The organism is Streptomyces sp. YJ-C3, from assembly GCF_053891275.1.
Genome location: NZ_CM132685.1, coordinates 5567374 through 5592219 on the forward strand (window position 1 = coordinate 5567374; position 24846 = coordinate 5592219).

Consider the following 24846-nt stretch of genomic DNA (forward strand, 5'->3'; position numbering starts at 1 on the left):
AGACTGCGCAACTCAGGGTGCGCAGCCTGGACTGCCGATCTCGCCTCGGCGGCCCGGGTCAGTGGAGCGGCTCCTGGAGTTCGGTCACCCAGTCCTCGCGGTTCTCGGGGCACTCCAGGTTGATCTCCCGGGGGTATCCCGCCGAGCGGTGGCCGTGCGCGTCGATCCAGCGGGCCAACGTCTGGACCGACGGCAGGACGGCCTCCATCGGGCCGCGGTGCACGAGGGTCGCGGCGCGCTCCACGGGCGGCAGGTCGAGCACCCACAGCCCGTCGCCGGTGCCGTCGCGCGGCGCGACGGCCACCTCGACGCCCGCGTGGACGAGGACGCCGCCGCCCGGCGCGTCCTCGTAGCGGGCGACGCCGGGCCCGGTCGGCGTGACACCGGCCGCACCCAGGCGCCGGAACAACTCCCCGTACAGGGGCTGGATGACCGGCCCGATCGAGTCGAAGTCGGGTGCAATGGAGGTGAGTTCGGCCACGCGCAGGCTCGGCAGGTGTTTGATGACGACGTCGTCGGCGGGCATGTGCCCCTCGCTCTCGATGGACCGGAGCCGCGCCTCGACCTGGGTCAGCCGGGCCGCCGCCGCGGCCATCTCCGCCGCCAGGTCCGCGCGACGCAGCCGCAGCATGCCGCGGAGCTGCCCGACGTCGGCCTTCTCGTCGAGGATCTCTCCGACCTGCTGAAGAGTGAAGCCGAGGTCCTTGAGGGCGATGATGCGGTTGAGCCGCGCGAGCTGGGCGGCGGTGTAGCGGCGGTAGCCGGTGGCAGGGTCGACCTCGGCCGGGTGCAACAGTCCCGTCGCGTCGTAGTGACGCAGCATGCGGACCGAGACACGGCCGTGCCGGGCGAAGTCTCCGATGGTGAACATGACGTCTCCCACTGCACAGGCTCACACGGTGTCAGGGTCAACCCCATCACACCGGCGCGACCACGGAAGGACTGGACGAAACGGTGCCCCCGGCCGTCCGGCCGGGGGCACCGTCAGGTCGCATCGGGCTCTCAGGCGCGGCGGAACACCGCGACGGTCCGGCCGGGCACGCTGAACGTCCCCGAACCCTTCGCGTACGAAGCCGACTTGACGACGTCGTCCGAACCGTCGGCCTGCGTCGGGTGCAGCCGGTATCCGGACCCGGCGAGCGCCGCGACCGTCTGGTCCTGCCGCTGCGGGGTCGCGTTGAGGACGACCACCAGGTCACCGAGGCGCATGGTGATGACGCCCGGCGCCTCGTCCTTGCCGGACAGCGGGAAGGAGAGCTCCCGCTGCACCTGGCCGGCCGTGGCCAGGTGGAAGGCCGGCTCGGCCGTGCGGATCCTCAGCAGGTCCTGGTAGGCGGCCGACGTGCCCTTGATCTCCCTACAGCCGGGCACCGCGACCGAGGCCAGCAAGGGCTTGGCGTAGGGCCACTTGGCCTTGTTGTCGGCGGCCGGGGGCAGCCCGCGCCCGAAGCCGTTGCCGGCCCGGCAGTCCCAGTGGACGGCGTTGAACCAGTCGCCGCTGTCGAACGAGTTGCGGTCCAGGGACTTGGACCGCAGCAGGTCGGTGCCCGCCTGCGACAGCGCCGGGCCCTGCGACAGCGCCGCGGTGGCCAGCGCGAGGACCTGCATGCGGGAGCGATCGGCGGCGCTCGTCGTCGCGGGCAGTTTGTAGGTCAGCGCGTCGTAGAGGGACTCGTTGTCGTGCGCGTCCGCGTAGGCGAGCGCGTCACCGGGGGCGTCCGCGTACCCGGCGGGCGCGCCGTTGTAGTCGACGTCGGAGCCCTTCACCTTCTTCCCGTCGCTGTCGGTGAACTCGTAGGCCGCGAGGTTGCCCGACAGACCCACCTTGATCAGGTCCTGGTAGTGCAGGAGGCGGGCCTTCTGCTCGGCCGATGTGCCGTTCGCCGTCGAGGAGTTGGGGTCGGAGTACAGCCCGGAGGCGAAGCCCTGCACGCCCGGGTCCTCGTCGAAGGGGCCGCCGCCGCGCACGGCGTCGCGCGCCCGGTCGGAGAAGGTGGCGATGCCGGTGCCCGCCATGTTCTTCTGCGTGGCCTGCACGAAGCGCGCGTCGTCGGCGACCTCGCCGAAGTTCCAGCCCTCCCCGTACAGGATGATCTTCTTGCCGTCGACGCCGTCCTTCTCGACGGTGAGGGCGTCAAGGGCCTTGCGGACCGCGAGGATGTTGGCCTTGGGGTGGTGGCCCATCAGGTCGAAGCGGAAGCCGTCGACCTTGTACTCCTTGGCCCAGGTGACGATCGAGTCGACGACGAGCTTGCCCATCATGGCGTTCTCCGGCGCCGTGTTCGCGCAGCAGGTGGAGTTCGCGACGGATCCGTCGGCCAGGAGCCGCTGGTAGTAGCCCGGGACGATCCTGTCGAGCACGGACGTCTTGTCCTGGCCGGCGGCCGCCGTGTGGTTGTAGACGACGTCCATGACGACGCGCAGCCCGTCCTCGTTGAGGGACTTGACCATCTGCCGGAACTCGACGGTGCGCCGGGTGCCGTCCGGGTCGCTGGCGTACGAGCCCTCCGGGACCGTGTAGTGGTACGGGTCGTAGCCCCAGTTGTACGCGTCCTTGGCGGCCGCCTTCGTCACGCACTCCTGCTGCTTGTCACTGTCGGCGGCATAGGACGCCACGTCACAGTCGGGTGAGGCCTGTTCGGACTTCTTCTCGGGGATCGTGGCAATGTCGAAGGCCGGCAGCAGGTGCACGTACGACGTGCCGGACCCGGCCAGGTCGCGCAGGTGCTTCGAGCCGTCGCTGTTCTTGTCGGTGAAGGCGAGGTAGGTGCCGCGATCCTTCTCGGGTGTCGTGTGGTCCGCCACCGAGAAGTCGCGGATGTGGAGCTCCTGGATCTGCGCGTCCTTCATGGCGACGGCCTTGGGCTTGCGCAGGTCGGACCAGCCCTTGGGCGCGGTGGACCTGTCGTTCAGGTCGACGACGAGGCTGCGCTGCGAGTTCGCGGTCAGGGCCACCGAGTACGGGTCGGTCACCTCGTTCGTGACGAGCTTCTGGACGCTGGGCGCCCACACGGTCACGGCGTAGCGGTACTGCTTGCCGCGCCAGGCCGCCGCGGAGCCCGTGGCGGTCCACACGCCGCTCGCGGCGTCGCGGCGCATCGGCGTCCGCTTGCCGCCCAGGTCGAGGCGGACGTCCCGCGCGGTCGGCGCCCAGACGGACAGGGTGACCTTGCCGCCCTTGAACACCGGCCCCAGCGCGGCCTTCCCGGCCGCGCCCGCGTACACGTCGTCGAGGGCGCCGGGGATCTGGACCCCCGTGGCCGCGAGGAGGGCACCGTTCGCCGCGCGCTGCGTCGCGACGAGCTGCCCCCGCAGGGCGTCGCGCACCCGGTCGCGGTCGCGCGGGTCGACGGTGAACGCCGGATAGTCCTTCAGGTGGGGGTACTCGGCCTTCTGCGCGTCGGTGAGCGCGCCGGGGTCGAGCCGCAGCCAGTGCCCCTCGCTGCTGAGGGCCCCGTCCTGGACGGTGATGCCGCCCTCGGGGGCGTAGACGAGCTGCTGGCTGGTGGCCGCGGTGGACGTCACCTTCCACACGACGGTGTCGGCGTCGATCCACTGCGCCTGCGCCTTGGAGAGGTCGAGGTCGGCGCCCGAACCGATCGACGGGAGCAGGTAGTCGGTGTCCCCCGCGTTGAGCCACACCTCCTTGCCGTACGTGGCGAGGTCGAGCGCGCGGTCGGTGGGGATGTCCTTCTCGTCGCCCTTGTGGAGGATGTAGCTCAGGGACGTCGCGCCGTCGGCGAGCGGCACCTCGAAGACCAGGCCGTAGGCGTCCTTGCCGGTGGGCTGCAGCGGCCTGGACCAGTCGGTGGGGTTCGCGGCGCCGGTCCAGGTGTGCAGGCCCCAGCCGTCGTAGTCGCCGTCGGCGCGGTGGACGTGGACGACGGCCTTCTTCTCGTCCTGCGGCGGGTAGGCGCCGTCGGGCCTGGTCGTCGCCTGGCCGTCCTTGCCCTGCTCGATCCAGACCTCTCCGGTCTTCGCCAGGTCGACGGTGCGCTGCGGCCCGTCGGCGCCGTCGGCGTTCCGGACGGTGTACGTCAGGGAACTCGCACCGTCGGGCACCTTCACCCAGGCGAAGGCTCCATAGGCGTCGCGCCCGACGAACTCACCCGTCGCGTCGCCGGACTTGAGGGTCCAGCCGGCATAGTCGCCGTCCGCACGCTTGTAGTGGACGACGGCGTGGTCGCGGTCGACGGCCGTGGGCTTGTCGGGCGCGGGCGGCTGTCCCGCCGTCGTACCGGCGAGGGCGCTCGCGGTGCGTCCGGCGCGGTCCACCACAACCGCCTTGTACCGCAGAGGCGTTCCGGCCGACACGGTGTCCGGCAGGTACTGGGTGATCCGGTACGGGGCGTGGTCGACGGAGCCGAGGGTGCGCCACGCGCCGTTGCCGGCCTGCGCGGCGAAGACGACGCGGGCCGAGGCGCTGTCGCCGGGGTCGGCGGACAGGGTGACCGTCCCGGTGGCACCCGCGGCCGGGGCCTTCAGCGACAGCGTGGGCCGGGACGCCGGCGCGGGGAGCTTGTTCTCGGCGCGCAGGACGAGGGACGACAGGGCCGGGACGGTGACCTCGATACTCCCGTCGGACGCCTCGGACGTGCCCGAACCGCCGTACAGGGTACGGAATGCCGCCGACTCGACCGGCAGCTCGACCGTCTTCGCCGAGGTCGCGTTGTTGACCGCCACGACGTACTCGCGGCCGGCGCCGGTGCGCGAGAAGGCGTACACCGAGTCCTTGGCGTACAGCTCCTTCTGCGTGCCGTCGGCGAGCGCGGGGTTGTCCTTGCGTAGCTTCGAGAGCGCGGCGATCGACTTGAACAGGGGATGCGCGGTGTCGTACGCGTCGTCGGCGTGGGTGCGGTCGGTGCCGAGCTCGTCGTCGTCGAGGTAGTCGGCCACCTTCGAGGCGAACATCGTCTGGCGGGCGTCCTTGTCGCCGCCGGGGCCGGTGAAGCCCTGTTCGTCGCCGTAGTAGACGACGGGGTTGCCACGTGACAGGAACATCAGCTCGTTGGCGAGCTTGTCGCGCCGCAGCAGTTCGTCGTCGCCGGCCTTCGGGTTGTCGGCTTTCAGGAAGGTGCCGATGCGCCCCATGTCGTGGTTGCCGAGGAACGTCACCTGCTCATAGGCGTTCGCCTTGTCGGTGGCGTACTTGTAGTCGTCGGCGAAGACCTTGGCGAGCTTGTCGGCGGAAGCGCCTTGCGAGGCGTAGGCGCGGGCCGCGTCCTGGAACGGAAAGTCGAGCGTCGCGTCGAGGCGGCCGCGCGTGACGTACGGAGAGGTGACGTCGGTGTCGGCGGAGTACACCTCGCCGAACATGAAGAAGTCCTCGCGGCCGTGCTCGGCGGCGTACTTGTCGAGCGCCGTGGCCCACTGGGTCCAGAAGTCCAGGTCGACGTGTTTGGTCGTGTCGATGCGGAAGCCGTCGACGGCGAAGTCCCGCACCCACTTCTCGTAGATCTTCTCCATGCCCTTCACGACCTCGGGCCGCTCGGTCCACAGGTCGTCGAGCCCGGAGAAGTCCCCGTACGTCGTCGACTCGCCCTCCCAGGTGGAGTCGCCGCGGTTGTGGTACATGGTCGGGTCGTTCAGCCACGACGGGACCATCTCGCCCGTGTTCTTCGGCGTGTACGGGAAGGAGTCGGCGTCGACCTTCGCCATGCCCTTGCTGTCGTCGAAGGGGCGGCCCTCGGTGTCCAGGTACGGGTAGGCGCCCTTGGAGCGGTAGCCGTAGGTCTTCTCGGTGTAGTCGACGGTGTCGGCGGTGTGGTTCGTGATGACGTCGAAGAAGACCTTCATGCCCTTGCCGTGGGCTCGGGAGATGAGGGTCTTCAGGTCGGCGTTCGTGCCGAAGTGCGGGTCGACCTGGGTGAAGTCGGTGATCCAGTAGCCGTGATAGCCGGCCGAGGCGTCCTTGCCCGCACCCTGCACGGGCTTGTTCTTGAAGATCGGCGCCAGCCATATCGCGGTGGTGCCGAGGTCCTTGATGTAGTCGAGCCGCTTGGTCAGGCCCTTGAGGTCGCCGCCCTGGTAGAAGCCCTTGTCGGTGGGGTCGTAGCCGGTCGCGAGGCGTGAACCGGTCAGTTTGCCCCTGTCGTTGGAGGCGTCGCCGTTCGCGAAGCGGTCCGGCAGCACGAAGTAGTACTGCTCGCGCGTCAGGTCGTGGCGGGCCGGCGCGGCGGCCAGCTTCGCGTCGGACGGCGGCGCGGGCGGGGCCGCGGCGCGCGCGGCGAGGGGCTGGGCGAGGGTGACCAGCAGCGCGGCGGCCGCGGTGTACGCGGCGGCCCGTCTGTGCGGGGTGGTACGGGTGCGGCTCAAGGCGTGAACTCCTCGCGGAATCAGGGCTCTTGGGAGGGCGAGAGGCCGGGGCGCGGGCGGGCGGCGCCGCTCCGCCGCGTGACCGTATCCCTTGCAGAGACTTTGCTGCAAGAGTTCTGCAACTCACAGCAAGAACTTTCAGCAGGGTTATTGACGTGACCTTCTCAACTCCCTCACGCTCACGGAGCGTTGCTCGTCCTCCGGCCCCGCCAGACCGGCCGGAATCCCCACATTCCAGGAGCCGCACATGAGACAGATCCCCACCCGGCCGTCCCGGCCACGGCGCCGCACCGCCGCCGCACTCGCCGTCGGTGCCCTCGCGCTCGGCGGCGTCGTCGCCCTGCCCGCGTCCCCGGCCGCCGCGGCCGACACGGGCGTCCCGAACGGCGACGTGATCGCCAACCTCTGGCAGTGGAACTGGGCGTCCGTGGCCAAGGAGTGCACGGACGTCCTCGACCCGGCCGGCTACGGCGCCGTCCAGGTCGCCCCGCCCGAGGAGTCCCTGAAGCAGGCGAACTTCTACTGGTGGGACGTCTACCAGCCGTACTCGTACAGCCTGGACAGCCGTTTCGGCAGCGCCGCCGCCTTCAAGGCGATGGTCGACGCCTGCCACGGCGCGGGCATCGAGGTGTACACGGACGCCGTCATCAACCACACGGCCGCCCAGACCGGCACCGGCTACGCGGGCACCACGATCGGCAACAAGTACGACACCCCGGACTACGACCCGGCCGACAGCGACGACTGCACGAAGACCATCTCCAACTGGTCGGACCAGCACGAGGTCCAGCACTGCGAGCTGCTCGGCCTGCCCGACCTCGACACCGCCGAGTCCGGCGTGCGCGACAAGATCGTCGGCTTCCTGAACAAGCAGATCGACCTGGGCGTCGACGGCTTCCGCGTGGACGCCGCCAAGCACATCGAGACCGGCGACATGAAGGCCATCGTCGGGGCGCTGCACAAGACGACATCGGGCGAGACGCCGTACATCACGCAGGAGGTCTATCCCGGCACTCCCCCGGCCCTCGGCGACTACTACGCGAACGGGGACGTCCTCGACTTCACGTACGCCGCCGCGATGAAGTCGCAGTTCGGCGGCGGCGACATCGCCAACCTGTCCTCGTTCGGCAGCAGCTGGGGCCTGGCGAACGAGCAGAACGCCAACACGTTCGTCACCAACCACGACACCGAGCGCAACGGCTACACGCTCAGCTACAAGGACGGCGCCACCGCCACCCTCGCCAACGTCTTCCAGCTGGCCCGCGGATACGGACGCCCCTCGGTCTACGCGGCCTGGAACTTCGGCCAGAGCGACGAGGCCCCGCCGCACAACGGCAGCGGCTTCGTCACGGCCACCGACTGCGCGAACGGCTGGACCTGCCTGGACCGGGACACGGCCGTCGCGGGCATGGTCGGCTGGCACAACGCCGCGGCCGGCTCGGCCGTCGCCAACTGGCAGTCACCGGCGTCGAACGTCATCGGGTTCGGCCGGGGCAACGCGGGCTTCGTCGCGCTCAACAACAGCTCCGGCGCGCACACGTCCACGTACACGACGGGCCTGGCCGACGGCACGTACCCGAACGTCATCGACGGCGGCGCGACGTCCGTCACCGTCTCCGGCGGCAAGGCGACGCTGACCGTGCCCGCGAAGTCGGCGGTCGCGTTCTACGACAAGAACTACGTCTGCACCGTCAACTGCGGCGGCGGCAGCGGCGGTTCGGGCGGCTCCGGCACGGTCACGGCGTCCTTCGGCGCATACGCGGCCACCGCCTCCGGCTCGGACGTCTACGTCGTCGGCTCGACCGCGGCGCTCGGCTCCTGGAACCCGGCGAACGCGGTCAAGCTGTCCTCCACCGACTACCCGATCTGGAAGAAGGACATCGCGGTCCCGACCTCGGCGTCGCTGGAGTACAAGTACCTGAAGAAGGACTCCGCCGGGAACGTCACCTGGGAGTCCAACGCCAACAGGACGCTGAAGACGGCGAGTTCGCCGGTCCAGGTGAACAACTCCTGGAACGTGGCGAACGCCGACGCCACCGATGTGACGTTCTCGGTGAACGCGACGACGGCCTACGGCACGAACGTCTACGTCACCGGTTCGCTGCCCTCGCTCGGCTCCTGGAACCCCGCCGACGCGATCCCGCTGTCGTCGGCCGCGTACCCCTCCTGGGGGCGGTCGGCCATCGTCCCCAAGGGCACGGCCTTCACGTACAAGTACCTGAAGAAGGACGCGTCGGGGAACGTCACGTGGGAGTCCGGCGCCAACCGCACCTACACGACCGGGTCCGGAGCCGGGTACACGGCGAGGGACACCTGGAAGTGACGCCGAGAGCATGAAGAAAGGGGCCGGTCCGCACCGGCCCCTTTCTCCTGCGTCAGCGCCGGCGCGTCACGCCGTCTCCCACCACACGGTCGTGTCGGCGGGCAGCTCGATGCGGCCGCCCTCGACCGTGACCGGGCCGGAGGACAGCAGCACCCGGCCCGGCGCCTCGACGGAGACCGGGGCGCCGGTGGTGTTGACCGTGCAGGCGAACCCGGGCCGCTCGAAGAAGAGCAGCCCCGGGGGGACGTCGTCGTGCCACTTCACGCTGTCGCCGGCGCCGAGGCCCGGCCGCGTGCGGCGCAGGGCGAAGGCGGAGCGGTACAGCTCCAGGGTCGAGTCCGGGTCACCGGTCTGCGCCTCGACACTGAGCGCACCCCAGGTGTCGGGCTGCGGGAGCCAGCTGCCGCCGTCGCCGAAGCCGTACGACGGCCCGTCCACGGTCCACGGGATCGGCACCCGGCAGCCGTCCCGGAAGCCGTCCTGGCCCTGGGCGCGGAAGAACGACGGGTCCTGGCGCACCTCGTCGGGCAGGTCCGTGACGTCCGGCAGGCCGAGCTCCTCGCCCTGGTAGACGTACGCGGACCCGGGCAGCGCCAGCATGAGCAGCGTGGCGGCGCGGGCGCGGCGCAGGCCGAGCTCACGGTCGCCGGCGGTGCGGATCTGGGTGCCGCCGGGCGGATTGGCGTAGCGGGTGGCGTGCCGGGTGACGTCGTGGTTGGACAGCACCCAGGTGGCCGGGGCGCCGACGGGGCGCATCGCGTCGAGGGAGCCGTCGATGATCTCCCGCAGCTCCTGCGCCTCCCAAGGAGCGCTCAGGTACTGGAAGTTGAAGGCCTGGTGCAGCTCGTCGGGGCGGACGTAGTTCGCGGTCCGCTCGACGGTGGGGGTCCAGGCCTCGGCGACGAACACCTTGTCGCCGTCGTACTCGTCGAGGATCGTGCGCCAGGAGCGGTAGATCGCGTGCACGCCGTCCTGGTCGAAGAACGGCATGACGTCGTTGCCGAGCAGCTTCAGCTGGTCGTGCGAGCCGAGGTCCGGCAGGCCCTCGGCCTTGACGAGGCCGTGGGCGACGTCGATGCGGAAGCCGTCGACGCCCATGTCGAGCCAGAAGCGCAGGATCGAGCGGAACTCGTCGGCGACGGCCGGGTGCTCCCAGTTCAAGTCGGGCTGCTCGGGCGCGAACAGGTGGAGGTACCACTCGCCGTCCGGCAGCCGGGTCCAGGCGGGGCCGCCGAAGATGGACTCCCAGTCGTTGGGCGGGAGTTCGCCGTTCGCGCCCTGGCCGGCGCGGAAGTGGTAGCGCTCCCGCAGCGGCGATCCGGGGCCCTCGGCGACGGCCCGCTTGAACCACTCGTGCTGGTCGGAGGAGTGGTTGGGCACGAGGTCGACGATGATGCGCAGGCCGAGCGCGTGCGCGTCGCGGATCACCGCGTCGGCGTCGAGGAGCGTGCCGTACATGGGGTCGACGGCGCGGTAGTCGGCGACGTCGTAGCCGCCGTCGGCCTGCGGCGACGCGTAGAACGGCGAGAGCCACACCGCGTCGACCCCGAGGTCGCGCAGGTAGGGCAGACGGCGGCGGATGCCTTCGAGGTCGCCCGTGCCGTCGCCGTCGCTGTCGGCGAAACTGCGCGGGTACACCTGGTAGATGACCGCGTCGCGCCACCAGTCGGTGGTCGGGCGGGTCGTGGTGGCGAACGCCGGGGACTCGTCGGTGGAATGCTGAGTCATGGTGTCCTTGCTGCGTGAAGGAACGGTCAACTGGTCGGTCGTCGAAGCGGGATCAGCCCTTGGTACCGCCCGCGGTCAGGCCGGTGACCAGGTGCTTCTGGACAAGGTAGAAGAAGGCGGTGACCGGTATCGCGATCAACACCGCGGTGGCGGCCATCAGACCCCACTGGGCGTCGTGCTCGCTGATGAAACTCTGCAGGCCCACCGCGAACGTGTACTTGGAGTCGTCCAGCATGAACGTGGACGCGAAGGGGACTTCGGCGAAGGCCGTGATGAAGCTGTAGAACGCCGCGACGGCGATGCCCGGCTTGGCGAGCGGCAGGATCAGCCGGTAGAAGGTGCCGAAGGGGCTGAGTCCGTCGATGCGGCCGGCCTCGTCGATGTCGACGGGGACGGTGTCGAAGTACCCCTTCATCAGCCAGGTGCAGTACGGCACGACCGTGGTGCAGTAGGCGAGGATCAGACCGAGATAGCTGTCGACGAGCCCGAGCTCGGCGAAGATCTCGTACATCGGCACGATCAGCACGGCGATGGGGAACGCCTGCGTGAGCAGCAGCACCCACATCAGCGGCTTGTAGCCGGGGAACCGCATCCGGGAGACCGCGTACCCGGTGGTCGCCGCGAACATCACACCGACGAGTGTGGTGCCGAGGGAGACGATCAGCGTGGACGTCATCCAGTTGAAGAAGCCGCTGTGCTGGAGGACCTGCGCGTAGTTGTCGAAGGTGGCCTTGCCGGCGATGTCGCCGGGGTGCAGGTAGTCGTCCTTGTCCGGCCCGAGCGACAGGTAGATCAGCCACACGATGGGGAACAGGGCGATCAGGCTCGCGACGGCGAGCACGCCGTGCGAGAAGGCCTTCGCCAGCGGACCGAGTTCGCCGCGCCGGCGGGTCCGGCGGGTGGCGCCGGCACCGGTGGCCCGCGGGGCTGAGCGCTGCTCGGGGATCTGCGAGGCGGTCGTGGTGCTCATGGTGGTGACTCCTGCGGCGTCAGACGGCGAGCTGCTCATTGCGCCTCAACCAGCGGTAGTAGAAGGACGTGAACACGGTCAGGATCGACAGCAGCAGGACGCCGTACGCGGCGGACTGCGCGAAGTCGCGCGGCTGCTGGCCGAAGCCCAGGCGGTAGGCCCAGGTCACGAGGATCTGTGCGTCCGGCGCCGTGTTGCCGAACAGCAGGAAGATGATCGCGAACTGGTTGAACGTCCAGATCACGCCGAGCAGGACGACGGTGGAGCTGACCGAGCGCAGGCCGGGCAGGGTGATGTGGCGGAACCGCTGCCAGGCGTTCGCGCCGTCCATCTCCGCGGCCTCGTACAGCGAGGCGTCGATGGACTGCAGTCCACCGAGCAGCGAGATCATCATGAACGGCACACCGCACCACGTGTTGACGAGGATCGCGGCGGCGCGCTGGAAGAAGGGGTCCTCCAGCCATTGGGGCTGGGGCAGGTGGAGCGAGCCGAGGGTGGCGTTGATGACGCCGGAGTCGGCGAGCATGATGCGCCACGCGAAGACGGTGACGAACGTCGGCACGGCCCACGGCAGGATCAGCATCAGCCGGTAGAAGGTGCGCCCGCGCATCTTCTGGTTCAGCAGCAGGGCGAGACCGAGCCCGATCGAGTAGTGCAGCGCGACGCACAGCGCGGTCCAGACGACCGTCCAGATGAAGTGCGACCAGAAGCGGTCGTAGGAGGCGGGGCCCCACAGGATGTCGGCGTAGTTGTCGAGGCCGATGAACTTGTAGGTGGCGTCGATGTGGTTGACGCCGATGGTGCGGGCGGAGTTGAGGCTGTTGGCGTCGGTGAGCGTCAGGTAGAAGCCCCGCACCAGGGGGTAGCCGACGAGGACGCCGAGGACCACGACGACCGGGGCGATCATCGCGTACGCGTACCAGTATCTGCGGTACGAGTCCTTCAGGCGCTGGATCGGTCCGGGGCGTGGCTCACGGCTCGTGGAGGCCGGTCGGTCGACGGCGAGGGTCATGTGCGGGGCACCTTCTGAGTCGGGCTGCATCAGGTCGACGCCGGTTCGCGCCCTCCCCTTCGGGGCGCGAACCGGCTGGACTACGAGGACGCGGGCGTCACTTGGAGAAGTCGGGCACGAGCTTGGCGAACGCGGTCTCCACGTTGCCCAGGCCCTTGTCCAGGGACTCCTTGCCGGTGGCGACCTTCGGCAGCTCCTGGTCCAGCGGCGTCCACAGCGAGCTGTACTCGGGCAGCTCGGGCCGCGGCTGGGCGGCGGTCAGGACCTTCTGGTAGCCGGCGATGCCCGGGTCGGCGGTGACCTTCGCGGTGTACGCGTCCGAACGCGTGGGCAGCGTCGAGTTCTTGAGGGCGATCTGCTCCTGCGTCTTCGCCGAGGTCATCCACTTGACGAACGTCAGGGACGCTTCCTGGTGGGACTTGTCCGAGCCCGCGTAGACCGACAGGTTGTGGCCGCCGGTCGGGGCGCCCGCCTTGCCGCTGGAGCCGGCCGGGACGGTGGCGATGCCGAGGTTGCCCTTGTCCTTGAACGCGGAGCCCTTGTAGAAGTTCGTGATCTCCCAGGGGCCCTGGATGATCGAGGCGACCTTGCCGCTGACGAAGGCGTCCTGGATGTGGGCGTAGGCGTCCGCGGTGGCGTCGGCCTTGTGCAGGCCCTTGCCGTCGAACAGGCCCTGCCAGGTGGTGAGGCCCTTCTTGGCCTCGGCGGAGGCGATGGTGATCTTCTTGCCGGAGGCGTCGACGGTGTCGGTGCCCTCGCCGAACAGGAACGGCTGGGCGTAGTAGCCGGCCGTGGAGCCCCAGTAGCCGTCGGCGCCGGTCTTGTCCTTGACCTTGGCCGCGTCCGCCTTCAGCTCCTCCCACGTGGTGGGGGCCTCGGTGATCCCGGCCTTCTTGAAGAGGGCCTTGTTGTAGACGAGGGCGAGCGTGTCGGTGACCAGCGGGACGCCGTAGGTCTTGCCGTCGAACTGGGCCTGCTTGATCAGGCTCTCCTGGAACTTGCCCTGGTCCGCGAGGGCCTCGGTGCCGTCCAGCGGCAGCAGGTAGCTCTTCTTCGCGAACGCGGGCGTCCAGCCGACCTCGGCGCGCAGCACGTCCGGGGCGCCGCTGGCGCCGGCCGCCGTGTCGAACTTGTTCTGCGCCTGGTCGAAGGGCACGTTGACGTACTTGACCTTGATGTCGGGGTTGGCCTTCTCGAAGTCCTTGACCAACACCTTGTACGTGGGCGCCTCGTTGGTGGCGTTCGACGTGTCCCACCACGTGATGGTGACCGGGCCCGACGCCTTGCCGCCGTCGTCGTCACTTCCGCCGCAGGCCGTCGCCGCGAGTGCGAGGGACGCCACCACCGCGGTGGCCGCTATGCCACGCCGCATGAGATCTCCTAGAGGGTGAATGCCCGTGAGTGGGCGAGGAACGGTCCCGTCCGTTCCTCTGGCCTACTTGCCGACCGCGCCGTCGCCGCCGCCGGGCGACGTGAACGTAACAGCGCAGCAAGCCCGGCGAAAGACCTTGCAGCAAAAAATTGCAGCCACGGGGGCGAGTTACCGCTTCGTGACCGGCAAGGTGCGGACCAAAGCGGCGTGTTATGCCCGTTTTTCAGGCACTCTGCCGCCTTGCAAGGGTCTGCAAGGTCTTGCCACCAGCCGGTTGCGCAGGGATGATCGGGACTCTTGCCATCAGGATGTCCCCCCAAGGAGTGCGATGACGCAGCTGCCCGCACAGGCTGCCCGGCGACCGGCCCAGTCCCCACCCGTGACCGCGCGCCTCGCCGACATCGCGGCACAGGCGGGCGTCAGCGAGGCGACGGTCAGCCGGGTCCTCAACGGCAAGCCGGGCGTCGCGTCGGGCACCCGCCAGTCGGTGCTCGCCGCGCTCGACGTGCTCGGCTACGAGCGGCCCGTGCGGCTGCGCCAGCGCAGCGAGGGACTCGTCGGTCTGATCACCCCGGAGCTGGAGAACCCGATCTTCCCGGCCCTCGCCCAGACCATCGGGCAGGCGCTGACCCGCCAGGGCTACACACCGGTCCTGGCCACCCAGACCCCGGGCGGCTCCACCGAGGACGAGCTCACCGAGATGCTCGTCGACCGGGGCGTCAGCGCCATCATCTACGTGTCCGGGCTGCACGCGGACACCACGGCCGACACCCAGCGCTACGAGCAACTGCGCGCCCAGGGCGTGCCGTTCGTGCTCGTCGACGGGTTCTCGCCGAAGGTGCAGGCACCGTTCATCTCGCCGGACGACCGGGCCGCGATGCACCTGGCCGTCACGCATCTCGCGTCGCTGGGCCACGCGCGGATCGGTCTCGCGCTCGGCCCGAAGCGGTTCGTGCCGGTCCAGCGGAAGATCGAGGGCTTCGTGCGTTCGATGCAGGACCGGTTCGGTCTCGGCCCGGACGAGATCGAGCGCGATCTCGTCCAGCACTCCCTCTACACCTTGGAGGGCGGCCAGGCCGCGGCCTCCGCGCTGATGGACCGCGGCTGCACGGCGATCGTCTGCGCCAGCGACATGATGGCGCTCGGCGCGATCCGGGCGGCCCGGCAGCGCGGTCTGGAGGTGCCGGACGACGTGTCGGTGGTCGGCTTCGACGACTCGCCGCTGATCGCGTTCACCGATCCGCCGCTGACCACGGTGCGCAAGCCCGTGCAGGCGATGGGCCAGGCAGCGGTCCGCGCGGTCCTGGAGGAGATCGGCGGCACCCCCGCGCCGCACACGGAGTTCGTGTTCATGCCCGAACTGGTGGTGCGCGGCTCGACGGCGTCGGGGCCCGGGGTCACGGGCCGGCGCTGACCGGGCGCGTCAGCGCGCGGACGCCACCACGGGGTAGTGGTCGGAGAGGTCCGTGTACGTGTAGCTCGCGCCCCAGCTGGTCACGGTCCAGGGGGCGCTGTGCTCGGCGACGACCTCGTTGGTCCATCCGGCGGGACGGGCGTGGCCCTGCTTGAAGAGCACGTGGTCGAGATCCTCGCGCGGGTCGTCGGGGTAGCGGTAGCGGGCGACGGAGTTGTCCCGGGTGTCGAAGGAGTACGGGTGCCCGGTGCGGCCGTCGGCCGGGGTCAGGCCCGCGTCGGCCAGCATCGAGGCGTACTCGGTGCCGTGGGCGTCGACGTTCATGTCCCCGGCGACGACGACCTCCTCGTCCGCGGGGATGTGCCGGTCGGCGAGGAACGCGTCGATGGCCCGGAACTGCTTTGCGCGGTCGGCCCGCGCCTCTCCGTCGCCGCATCCGGAGTCGGTGGACTGCGTGTGCGTGCCGACGACGTGCACCTTGGTGCCGCGCACGTCCAGCACGGCGTACACGAACCCCTTGTTCGACCACCAGTCGGAGCCGCACGCGTCCGCGTAGACGTACTGCTCCTTGCGCAGGATCGGCCACTTGCTGAGCAGGGTGACCCCGCCGTCCTCCGGCGTCGTGGCGGAGTAGGCCCCGCCCGTGGCGTCCCACCCGCTCGTGCCGCGGCCGACGACGGGGGTCTGGTGGGGGTAGGCCCCGGCCGCCGCCCGCTTGAGGGCGTCCGAGGCGGAGTTGTCGAACGCCTCCTGGAGGACGACGACGTCGTTGCCCTGGAAGAAGGACGCCTTGGGGATCTGCGCCGCGCGGTGCTCCTGGCCCCAGTTCGGATACAGGTTCTGACTCATGAGGAACGTGTTGTAGGTCAGGACACGCAGCGCCGGTGCCGGCTCGGCGGCGGTCGCGGCCGGCGATCCGGCCGCGACCGCGGCGAGGGCGACGAGCGCGGCGGGGACCGCTCGGCGCAGGCGGGAGTGCGGGGCACGCGGCATGAGAGCTCCTGGGGGGGGTCGGCTTGTCGGCGTACATCCAAACAGAGCGGAGTACGCCGGGGTGGGCGGCGGGTGACGGGAGGCTGTCGAGGCGTCATGTCGCGAGGAACGCGCGCACCCCCTGTGAGACGCCGTCGTCCCCGAGCAGTTCGTTGTGGTCCAGGCAGCCGGCCGCGGTGTTGAGGGCCCCGGTGAGCGGCACGCTGTCGTCGGGGTTGATCACCTCGTCACAGTTCGACCAGAAGGTGGCGTACCGGGTGGCGCCCGGGGTCTCGTCGCCCGCGGCCAGCCGCTTCTGGACGTAGCTGCCGGGCGACATGTCGCGGCAGGCCTGGTCCCAGGCGGCGCAGGCCCAGGCCGTGTAGGTGCCGTGGTTGGGGCCGCCGAGCGAGATCCAGTGGGCGACGTGTGCCGTACCGCCGCCGTGGGCGAGGTACCAGCGGGTGGGCAGGCTGCCGAAGGAGTGCGCGACGATGTCGACCTGGTCGGCGCCCGTCCGCGCGCGGACGCCGTCCACGTAGGCGGCGAACTGGCCGGCGAGCGTCTCGTTGACCGACGCGTGCGTGTCGTAGCCCCAGCGGAAGATCTCGTCGTCGGTGTATCCGGACGCCTTGAGGTCGTCCGCCAGTGCGCCCCAGACCCCGGGGTCGGCGTTGTATCCGTGGACGAGGACCACGGGACGGTGCGGTGCGGCGGACACCGTCGGCGCCGCGTACAGCAGCCCGGCGAGCGAGCTCAACAGGGCCAGGAGCAGGGCGGGTCGACGGCGCATCGGTACCTCCGGCGTGGGGGGGCGGAAGGAGACGAGACGGAGCTACTGGATGGTAGGGCTCCGAGGCGCAGAGGAACAGAGCGCCGCGGCATGTACACCGGCTGAACCGTCCGGTCGGCGAAAGGGCAGCTCGACCGGGCCATCGGTACAGTCGGTGACGATCGACCGCGCCACCGAAGGAGCCCGCCCCCATGGCCGTGGACCAGCTCGACACCCGCATCCTGCGGCTGCTCCTGGAGCAGCCGCGGACCAGCGTCCGCGAGTACGCGCGCATCCTCGGCGTCGCCCGCGGCACGCTGCAGGCGCGGCTCGACCGGCTCGAACGGGACGGTGTGATCACCGGCGCGGCGCCGTCCCTCTCCCCCGCGGCGCTCGGCCACCCGGTGCTGGCGTTCGTGCACATCGAAGTGACACAGGGCCACCTGAGCGAGGTCGGGGACGCCCTCGCGGGGGTGCCGGAGATCATCGAGGCGCACTCCATCACCGGCGGCGGCGACCTGCTGGCCCGGGTGGCGGCCCGCGACGCCGGTCATCTGGAGGACGTGGTCCAGCAGCTCAACCGGTTGCCCGGGGTGGTCCGCACCCGTACCGAGGTCGCCCTGCGCGAGCGGGTCCCGCACCGGCTGCTGCCGCTGGTCGAGGCGATCGGCCGGGCGGCGGCGAAGGACCGCGGGTGATCGCCGGGGCCGCGCTTCCTGCATCCTGGGAAGCATGAGCGACCCGCACCACGACTCCCCGTACCGGCTGCGCGGCACGGCGGTCGTCTTCGATCTCGACGGCACCCTCGTCGACAGCGAGCCCAACTACTACAAGGCGTCCCTGGGGACTCTCGCCCGCTACGGTGTCACGGGCTTCACCTGGGCCGACCACGAGACGTACGTCGGCATCTCGACGCTGGAGACCATCGGGATCTGGCGGCGCGCGTACGGCATCGAGGCCCCCGCCGACGAACTCCTCGCCGACATGAACGCCCGGTACCTGGACCTGGCCCGCGCCGACACCCACGTCTTCCCGCAGATGCGGCTGTTCGTGGAGCGGCTGCACACGGCGGGTGTGCCGATGATCGTGGCGTCGGGTTCGTCGCCGGAGGCCATCGAGGCGATCCTGACCGGCACCGGTCTCGGTGCGCAGCTGACGCGGTACGTGTCGGCGGACGAGGTCGAGCACGGCAAGCCGGCCCCGGACGTGTTCCTGGAGGCGGCGCGCCGCCTCGGGGTGGACCCGGCGCACTGTGTGGTCCTGGAGGACGCGGCGCCGGGTGCCGCCGCGGCGCACGCGGCGGGCATGCGCTGCATCGCGCTGCCGTATGTCGCGGCGCAGGCGGACGACCCGGCGTTCACCACGGCGGACCTGCTGTTCAAGGGCGGTCAGGAGGAGTTCACGGCGCGGGCCGCGTGCGAGTGGCTCGAGCGGTCAGCTCCGTCTTCCTGATCTTGCCGGTGGGGGTCATCGGGAGGGCGTCGACGATCTCGACGGTGGGCACTTTGTACGTCGCCATCGTCGCCGCGGCCCATTCCCGCAGGCCGTCCCCGGTGAGCGTCGAGCCGGGGGCGGTGCGCACGAACGCGTAGGGCCGCTGCCCGCTGTCGGCGTCGTCGACGGCGACGACCGCGGCGGCGAGCACGTCGGGGTGCTGCCCCAGGAGCGTCTCGACCTCGGTGGGGAAGACGCTCATCCCCTTGACCTTGATCATGTCCTTGTCGCGGCCGAGGTAGTGCAGACAGCCCTCCTCGTCGAGGGCGCCGATGTCGCCGGTGTGCAGCCAGCCGTCGCGCAGGGCGTTCTCGGTGGCCTCGGGCGCGCGCCAGTACCGGGTGAGCACGGACGGGCCGCGCACGACGATCTCGCCGCGCTCGCCGAGCGGCAGCGGCCGCCCGGTGGCGAAGTCGACGACCATGAAGTCCGTGCCGGGGACGGGCAGCCCGCAGAAGACGGGGTCGCCGAGCAGGTCCCGGTCACCGTCCTGGAAGCCGAGCGTGTTGGTGTCGCTGGTGTGGGTCTCCGTCATCCCGTACGAGGCCTCGCGCAGCACGCTGTGGTCGCCGACGGCGGCCTTCCAGCGGGCGCGCAGCGACGGCGTGAGCTTGCGGACGAAGGAGACGGTCAGCGGGGCCGTGAGGCTCGACAGGTTGTGCCGCGCGAGGTCCGGATGCTCGAGGAGTTCGAGGTAGTTCTCGACGGTCCCGGCCATGGTGCTCACCCGGTGGGTGCCGATGGCGCGCAGCACGGCGTCGGCGTTCCAGCGGGTGAGCAGGACGCTGGTGCCGCCGGAGACGAGCGGGGCGAGCACGCCGAGGTTCTCTCCGGCGATCCAGAAGACGGGCAGGTAGCACAGGGAGACGATGCCGCGGGCGCGTTCGGCGGCGTCGGGCATCCGGCCGTTGTCGATGGCGGTGGCCGTGTAGACCATGTGCCGCTGGGTGTGCTCGCAGCCCTTGGGCAGTCCGGTGGTGCCGCCCGTGTAGTTGAGTGCGGCGAGCGCGTCGAGGTCGTCGGCGACGTGGTCCAGCGGCGGATGGGCGAGGGCGGCCGGCCAGTCGGTGTCGGCGAGGACGGTGCGGACGGCGGTGTCGGCGCGCACCTCGTCGAGGACCGGCAGCAGGGCGTCCTGGGTGAGGACGGTCCCCGGTCCGGCGTCGACGAGTTCGTGGCGGAGTTCGGCGGCGCGGAACATCGGGTTGACCGGCACGTGCACCGCGCCGAGCCGCAGCACGGCGAGCATCGCCACGACGAACCGGATGCCGTTCGGCAGGAACACCGCGACCCGGTCGCCGGGCCGCACGCCGCGCGCGTCGAGCCAGCCGGCCAACCCGGCGACGGCCGCGTCGAGTTCACGGTAGGTGAGCGTCTCGCCGCCGCTGACGAGCGCGGGCCGGTCGCCCTTGAGGCGGGCCCAGCGCGCGAGATGTGCGGGGATCGTCAACTCGCCCGCCCCGTGGACGGTTCGGGTGGGCTGGCGGCCCGCGCGGGCCTTGGCCTGGCGGGCCCGCAGGCCGTGCAGATACGTGTCGGTGTCTGTGCCGATGGATATGCCGGTGGACAACGTGCGGCTCCCTACTGGGGGTGTGCTGCTCCGATACCGAGGAGGTGCAGATACATGGCGGTGACGTCCCGCACCGCTTCGTCGTACGCCGCCGGCCGCTCGGCCACGAGCCGGGCGAACTCCACGCTCATGCCGCCGACGGCGCGGGACAGCGTGAGCGGGTCGACGACCGGGTGCGCCCGGCCCTCGGCCGCGACCCGGCGCACGTAGCGGGCGGCGCGGCGGACCGGCCGCTCGCGGATCTCCTCCCACAGCGCACGCACCTCGTCGTCGGCGCGGGCCTGCTGTTCGAGGAGGGCGAGCAGCGGGAGGTGGCGGGCGTAGGCGGCGATGAACGCGGCGGTGGAGGCCCCGGCGACCGAGGCCACGTCGTCGGTGTCGACGCCGGGCACGTCCTGGGCGGCGAGGAACGCGTCCCGGACGCGCGCCGCGAGGACGCGGAACACCTCCTCCTTCGACGCGAAGTAGACGTAGAAGCCGGCCCGGGACACCTCGGCCCGCGCGGTGATGTCGGCGATGGTCGTCGGCCCGTACCCGAGCCGCCCGAACACCTCCTCCGCCGCGTCGAGCAAGCGTCCGCGCGCCGGGGCGTCGGTCCGGTCCCGGGCGGTGCGGGTCGCCCATTCGTGCCGTTGCTGCGCTCTGCGTGCCACAGCGCCAGAGTATTGACGTTGACGTCAGTGTCAATGAGCATGGCGGCATCTTTCGAGGTCCGACCACGAACGTTCCGGAGGGGCTCATGGGGTCTGCCGCCGTACTCGTCGCCAACCGCGGGGAGATCGCCGTACGGGTGCTGCGCGCGGCCGCCGAGCTGGGTCTGCGGACCGTGGCGGTGCACGAGCCGGGTGACGAGGCGCATGTCCCGCTCGCGGACGAGGCCGTGCCGTTGGCGGCCGGGGGGTATCTCGACGCGGCGGCTCTGGTGGCCGCCGCGCGCCGGACGGGATGTGCGTATCTGCATCCCGGATACGGCTTCCTGAGCGAATCGGCGGCGCTCGCCCGGCGGTGCGCCGACGCGGGTGTCGTGTTCGTCGGGCCGTCGCCCGAGGTGCTGGATCTGTTCGGGGACAAGGCGCGGGCCCGCGCGCTCGCGGTCGAGGCGGGGGTGCCGGTCCTGCCGGGTACGGACGGTGACACGGACCTGGACCGGGCGCGGGCGTTCCTCGCGGACGGCCCGGTGATGGTGAAGGCGCTGGGCGGGGGCGGCGGGCGCGGGATGCGGGTCGCGCGCACCGCGGCGGAGCTGGACGAGGCCTGGGAGCGGTGCCGTTCGGAGGCTCAACAGGGCTTCGGACGGGCCGAGTTGTACGTGGAGCGGCTGTGGGAGGGCGCCCGGCACATCGAGGTGCAGATCGTCGCCGACGGCGGCGGCACGGTCGGGCATCTGTGGGAGCGGGACTGCAGCGCGCAGCGCCGCCATCAGAAGCTGGTCGAGATCGCCCCGGCGCCCGCCCTGGACCCGGCCGTACGGGAGCGGCTCCTCGACAGCGCGCTGCGCCTGGCCCGGGCCGCCGGGTACCAGGGGCTCGGCACGGTCGAATTCCTCGTCCGGGACGGGGAGTTCGTCTTCATCGAGGCGAATCCGCGGCTTCAGGTGGAGCACACGGTGACGGAGGAGGTGACCGGGGTCGACCTGGTCGCCGCGCAGCTGCGGATCGCGGCGGGCGAGCGCCTCGCCGATCTGGGCCTGGCCGGGGAGCCGCCCGCGCCGCGCGGTTGCGCGGTGCAGGTGCGGGTGAACGCGGAGGTCACGGCGGCGGACGGGTCGGTGCGTCCGTCGGGCGGGCGGATCGCACGCTTCGACGTGCCGACGGGGCCGGGCGTGCGCGTGGACACGGCCGCGCGGACCGGCACGGAGATCGGGACGCGCTACGACTCGCTGCTGGCCAAGGTCGTCACCCATGCGCCGGGCGGCTCCTTCGAGGCGGCGTGCTCGCGGGCGCGCCGGGCCCTCGGCGAGTTCACGGTGGACGGGGTGCGGACCTCGGTGCCGCTGCTGCGCGCCCTGCTCGGTCATCCGGGGTTCACGGCGGGCGGCATCGACACCGGGTTCGTGGAGCGGCACCTCGCCGAGCTGGCGCCGCCCGAGCGGCCGGAGCCCGTCGCCGCGGCGGGCACGGTGACGGCTCCGATGAGCGGCACCGTGGTCGCCGTCGAGGCGGAGCCCGGCCGGGCCGTCGCCGCGGGCGCCACGCTGCTCGTCCTGGAGGCCATGAAGATGGAGCACGTCGTGCGCGCCGGGCACTCCGGTGTCGTGCGCAGCGTCGGCGCGGCCGTCGGGGAGACCGTCGCGGAGGGCGCCGAGCTGGTCCTCGTCGAGGTGTCCGGTGACGGGTCCGCGCCGGAGGAGGAGGCGGTGGACGCCGACCCCGACGCGGTGCGCCCCGACCTCGCCCAGGCGCTGGCGCGGCACGCGTTCGGCCTGGACGAGCACCGCCCGCAGGCCGTCGCCAAGCGGCACGCGGCGGGGCGCCGCACGGCCCGCGAGAACATCGAGGACCTCTGCGACCCGGGCACGTTCACCGAGTTCGGGGCGCTCGCGGTGGCGGCGCAGCGACAGCGCAGGACGCTCGACGACCTGATCCGCTCGACGCCCGCGGACGGCATGGTCACGGGCACCGGCCGGATCGGCGGCGCGCCCGCGGTCGCCATGTCGTACGACTACACGGTGCTCGCCGGCACCCAGGGCCTCAACAACCACCGCAAGACCGACCGGATGCTCCAGGTGGCGGAGCGACGGAGCCTGCCGGTCGTGCTGTTCGCGGAGGGCGGCGGCGGCCGGCCCGGCGACACGGACACCACGTCGGTCGCCGGGCTGAACGTGACGACGTTCCAGCAAATGGCCCGGCTCAGCGGCCGGGTGCCGCTGGTCGGGATCGCGTCGGGCCGCTGCTTCGCGGGGAACGCGGCGCTGCTCGGCTGCTGCGACGTGGTCATCGCGACGCCCGAGGCGACCATCGGCATGGGCGGCCCCGCGATGATCGAGGGCGGCGGGCTCGGCGTGCACCGGCCCGAGGACGTCGGGCCGCTGTCGGTGCAGGTGCCGAACGGAGTCGTCGATCTGCCGGTCGCCGACGAGGCGGAGGCGGTGCGGGTGGCCCGTGCCTACCTCTCGTACTTCCAGGGGCCGCGGGAGAGTTGGGAGGCGCCGGACCGGCGGCTGCTGCGGCATGCGGTGCCGGAGAACCGGCGGCGCGCCTATGACGTGCGTGGTGCGGTCACCGGGCTCGCCGACACCGGCTCGGTGCTGGAACTGCGGCGCGGCTTCGGCGTCGGGATCATCACGGCCCTGATCCGCGTCGAGGGCCGGCCGATGGGGCTGATCGCCAATGACCCGGGGCATCTGGGCGGCGCCGTCGACCGGGACGCCGCCGACAAGGCCGCGCGGTTCCTGCGGCTGTGCGAGGCGTTCGGACTGCCGGTCGTCTCGCTGTGCGACACCCCGGGGTTCATGGTCGGTCCGGAGGCCGAACGCACCGCCACGGTGAAGCAGTTCGCGGATCTGTTCGTCGCGGGTGCGCGGCTCACGGTGCCGCTGGTCTGCCTCGTGCTGCGCAAGGCGTACGGGCTCGGCGCGATGGCCATGATGGGCGGTTCGACGCGGGCGCCGCTGGCGACGGCGGCCTGGCCGAGCGGCGAGTTCGGCGGCATGGGCCTGGAGGGCGCGGTCCGGCTCGGCTACCGGCGTGAGCTGGAGGCGATCGCCGATCCGGCGGAGCGGGAGCGGGTGTTCGCGGCGCGGGTGGCCGAGCTGTACGAGCACGGAAAGGCGGTGAACGCGGCGGCGGCGCTGGAGATCGACGCGGTCATCGACCCCGCGGACTCGCGGAGTTGGGTCCTTGCCGCGATGGACGCGGCACCGCGGCTTTGACCGGCGGACCATTCGGGTAATCGAACGATCATGCGTATAAGTGTGGTGGATGTCGGATCGAACACGGCGCGCCTCGCGATCGCGGACGCCCGGGACGGCGCACCGCTGCCGGTGCACACGGCCAAGCGCCGGCTGCACCTGTCCGAGGACGTCGACAGCGACCGAAGACTCGGGCCGGGGGCCGTCGAACGGATCGTCGAGGCGGTCGCGGCCGCGTGCGCGGAGGCCGAACGGTGGGGCAGCGACGAGCCGTTCGCCTTCGCCACGGCCGTCGTGCGCGACGCGCCGAACCGGGACGAGGTGCTGCGCGCCGTGGAGCGGGGCACGGGGGTACGGCTGCGGGTGCTGCCCGGCGAGGTGGAGGCCGAGCTGACGTTCCTCGCGGCGCGCCGCTGGATGGGCTGGCGCGCGGGTCCGCTCGGCGTCCTGGACATCGGCGGCGGCACCCTCGAAGTCGCTTTCGGGCGGGGCCGGTTGCCGGACTTCGCGGTGTCGCTGCCGCTCGGCGCGGCCCGGCTGACGCGGGAGTTCCTGCCCGGCGGCGACCCGGCGACCGACGAGGAGCTGAAGGCGCTGCGCCGCCATGTGCGGCACGGGCTGCGGGACGTCGCGGCCCGCATCCGCTGGGAGGGGCCGCTCACGGCGGCCGCCACGTCCCGTACGTTCACGCAGCTGGCCCGGCTGTGCGGGGCGCCGCCCGGACGGCACGGGCCGTTCGTGCCGCGCCGGCTGGCACGCAAGGACCTGGGCTCGGCCGTCACCGAGCTGGCGCTGCGCCCGGTGGCGCGCCGCGCGGAACTTCCCGGCATCTCGGCACCGCGCGCGGCCCAGTCGCTGGCCGGGGCGCTGGTCGGTCACACGGCGATGAAGCTGATGGGGATGCGCGAACTCACCATCTGCCCCTGGGCGATCCGTGAGGGCATCCTGCTGCGGCGCATCGAGGGGGACACGGGCTGGTGGTCGGGGAAGCTCGCGCCGACCACCCAACAGACCGTCTCAGCGGTGAAGTTGCGGCTCGCGGTGCCGCGCTGAG

At 71.5% G+C, this 24846-nt stretch carries 16 protein-coding genes; 6 read left to right on the forward strand and 10 right to left on the reverse strand.

Translation table 11 applies throughout. The features are described 5' to 3' along the window. Positions 1 to 58: 58 nt before the first annotated feature. Together ACVHNB_RS24920 and pulA are read right to left on the reverse strand one after the other, a co-directional pair. The gene (locus ACVHNB_RS24920; protein ID WP_428956444.1) at positions 59 to 871 is read right to left on the reverse strand and encodes a MerR family transcriptional regulator; all 813 of its coding nucleotides are present in this window, start codon (positions 869 to 871) and stop codon (positions 59 to 61) included. Positions 872 to 1002: 131 nt separating this feature from the next. After that, a complete protein-coding gene (pulA, locus tag ACVHNB_RS24925; RefSeq protein ID WP_456225923.1) occupies positions 1003 to 6315 on the reverse strand; it encodes a pullulanase-type alpha-1,6-glucosidase in 5313 nt (1770 codons plus the stop codon). A 247-nt stretch (positions 6316 to 6562) separates the two neighbouring features. Here pulA and ACVHNB_RS24930 point away from each other — a divergent pair, with 247 nt between their 5' ends. Beyond that, positions 6563 to 8638: a carbohydrate-binding module family 20 domain-containing protein gene (locus ACVHNB_RS24930; RefSeq protein WP_456225924.1), complete on the forward strand. Its 2076-nt coding sequence runs from the start codon at positions 6563 to 6565 to the stop codon at positions 8636 to 8638. Positions 8639 to 8704: 66 nt separating this feature from the next. Here the strand turns inward: ACVHNB_RS24930 and ACVHNB_RS24935 are convergent, their stop codons facing one another. The 4 genes from ACVHNB_RS24935 to ACVHNB_RS24950 form a co-directional block, all read right to left on the reverse strand. Beyond that, positions 8705 to 10366: a glycoside hydrolase family 13 protein gene (locus ACVHNB_RS24935; protein ID WP_456225925.1), complete on the reverse strand. Its 1662-nt coding sequence runs from the start codon at positions 10364 to 10366 to the stop codon at positions 8705 to 8707. A gap of 52 nt (positions 10367 to 10418) precedes the next feature. Beyond that, positions 10419 to 11336 carry a sugar ABC transporter permease gene (locus ACVHNB_RS24940; protein WP_456225926.1) on the reverse strand — a complete coding sequence of 306 codons (918 nt, stop codon included), beginning with the start codon at positions 11334 to 11336 and terminating at the stop codon, positions 10419 to 10421. 19 nt (positions 11337 to 11355) lie between these two features. Then, positions 11356 to 12348, reverse strand: coding sequence for a carbohydrate ABC transporter permease (locus tag ACVHNB_RS24945; RefSeq protein ID WP_428956439.1), 993 nt, complete (start codon positions 12346 to 12348; stop codon positions 11356 to 11358). 97 nt (positions 12349 to 12445) lie between these two features. Then, positions 12446 to 13720: an extracellular solute-binding protein gene (locus ACVHNB_RS24950; protein ID WP_456225927.1), complete on the reverse strand. Its 1275-nt coding sequence runs from the start codon at positions 13718 to 13720 to the stop codon at positions 12446 to 12448. Positions 13721 to 14099: 379 nt separating this feature from the next. Here ACVHNB_RS24950 and ACVHNB_RS24955 point away from each other — a divergent pair, with 379 nt between their 5' ends. Next, positions 14100 to 15134 (forward strand): LacI family DNA-binding transcriptional regulator, encoded by a 1035-nt coding sequence (locus ACVHNB_RS24955; protein WP_428957740.1) that lies wholly within the window; start codon positions 14100 to 14102, stop codon positions 15132 to 15134. 9 nt (positions 15135 to 15143) lie between these two features. On the opposite strand, the gene sph is transcribed toward ACVHNB_RS24955, so the two are convergent. Together sph and ACVHNB_RS24965 are read right to left on the reverse strand one after the other, a co-directional pair. Continuing rightward, a complete protein-coding gene (gene sph / locus ACVHNB_RS24960; RefSeq protein ID WP_456225928.1) occupies positions 15144 to 16127 on the reverse strand; it encodes a sphingomyelin phosphodiesterase in 984 nt (327 codons plus the stop codon). A gap of 94 nt (positions 16128 to 16221) precedes the next feature. Continuing rightward, complete coding sequence (locus tag ACVHNB_RS24965) at positions 16222 to 16899, reverse strand: esterase/lipase family protein (RefSeq protein WP_456225929.1); 678 nt, start codon at positions 16897 to 16899, stop codon at positions 16222 to 16224. Between the two features lie 191 nt (positions 16900 to 17090). On the opposite strand from ACVHNB_RS24965, the gene ACVHNB_RS24970 reads away from it, so the two are divergent. Both ACVHNB_RS24970 and ACVHNB_RS24975 read left to right on the forward strand, forming a co-directional pair. Continuing rightward, the gene (locus ACVHNB_RS24970; RefSeq protein ID WP_428956435.1) at positions 17091 to 17576 is read left to right on the forward strand and encodes an Lrp/AsnC family transcriptional regulator; all 486 of its coding nucleotides are present in this window, start codon (positions 17091 to 17093) and stop codon (positions 17574 to 17576) included. A 34-nt stretch (positions 17577 to 17610) separates the two neighbouring features. Then, positions 17611 to 18330: an HAD family hydrolase gene (locus ACVHNB_RS24975; protein WP_456225930.1), complete on the forward strand. Its 720-nt coding sequence runs from the start codon at positions 17611 to 17613 to the stop codon at positions 18328 to 18330. Here the strand turns inward: ACVHNB_RS24975 and ACVHNB_RS24980 are convergent. Beyond that, positions 18278 to 19942, reverse strand: coding sequence for an AMP-binding protein (locus ACVHNB_RS24980; protein WP_428956433.1), 1665 nt, complete (start codon positions 19940 to 19942; stop codon positions 18278 to 18280). The genes ACVHNB_RS24975 and ACVHNB_RS24980 overlap by 53 nt on opposite strands. 11 nt (positions 19943 to 19953) lie before the next feature. Beyond that, positions 19954 to 20595, reverse strand: a complete 642-nt coding sequence (locus ACVHNB_RS24985) for a TetR/AcrR family transcriptional regulator (RefSeq protein ID WP_428956432.1) — start codon at positions 20593 to 20595, stop codon at positions 19954 to 19956. 86 nt (positions 20596 to 20681) lie between these two features. Here ACVHNB_RS24985 and ACVHNB_RS24990 point away from each other — a divergent pair, with 86 nt between their 5' ends. Continuing rightward, positions 20682 to 23813 (forward strand): carboxyl transferase domain-containing protein, encoded by a 3132-nt coding sequence (locus tag ACVHNB_RS24990; protein ID WP_428956431.1) that lies wholly within the window; start codon positions 20682 to 20684, stop codon positions 23811 to 23813. Between the two features lie 30 nt (positions 23814 to 23843). After that, a complete protein-coding gene (locus tag ACVHNB_RS24995; protein WP_456225931.1) occupies positions 23844 to 24845 on the forward strand; it encodes a Ppx/GppA phosphatase family protein in 1002 nt (333 codons plus the stop codon). The last annotated feature ends 1 nt before the right edge of the window (position 24846 follow it).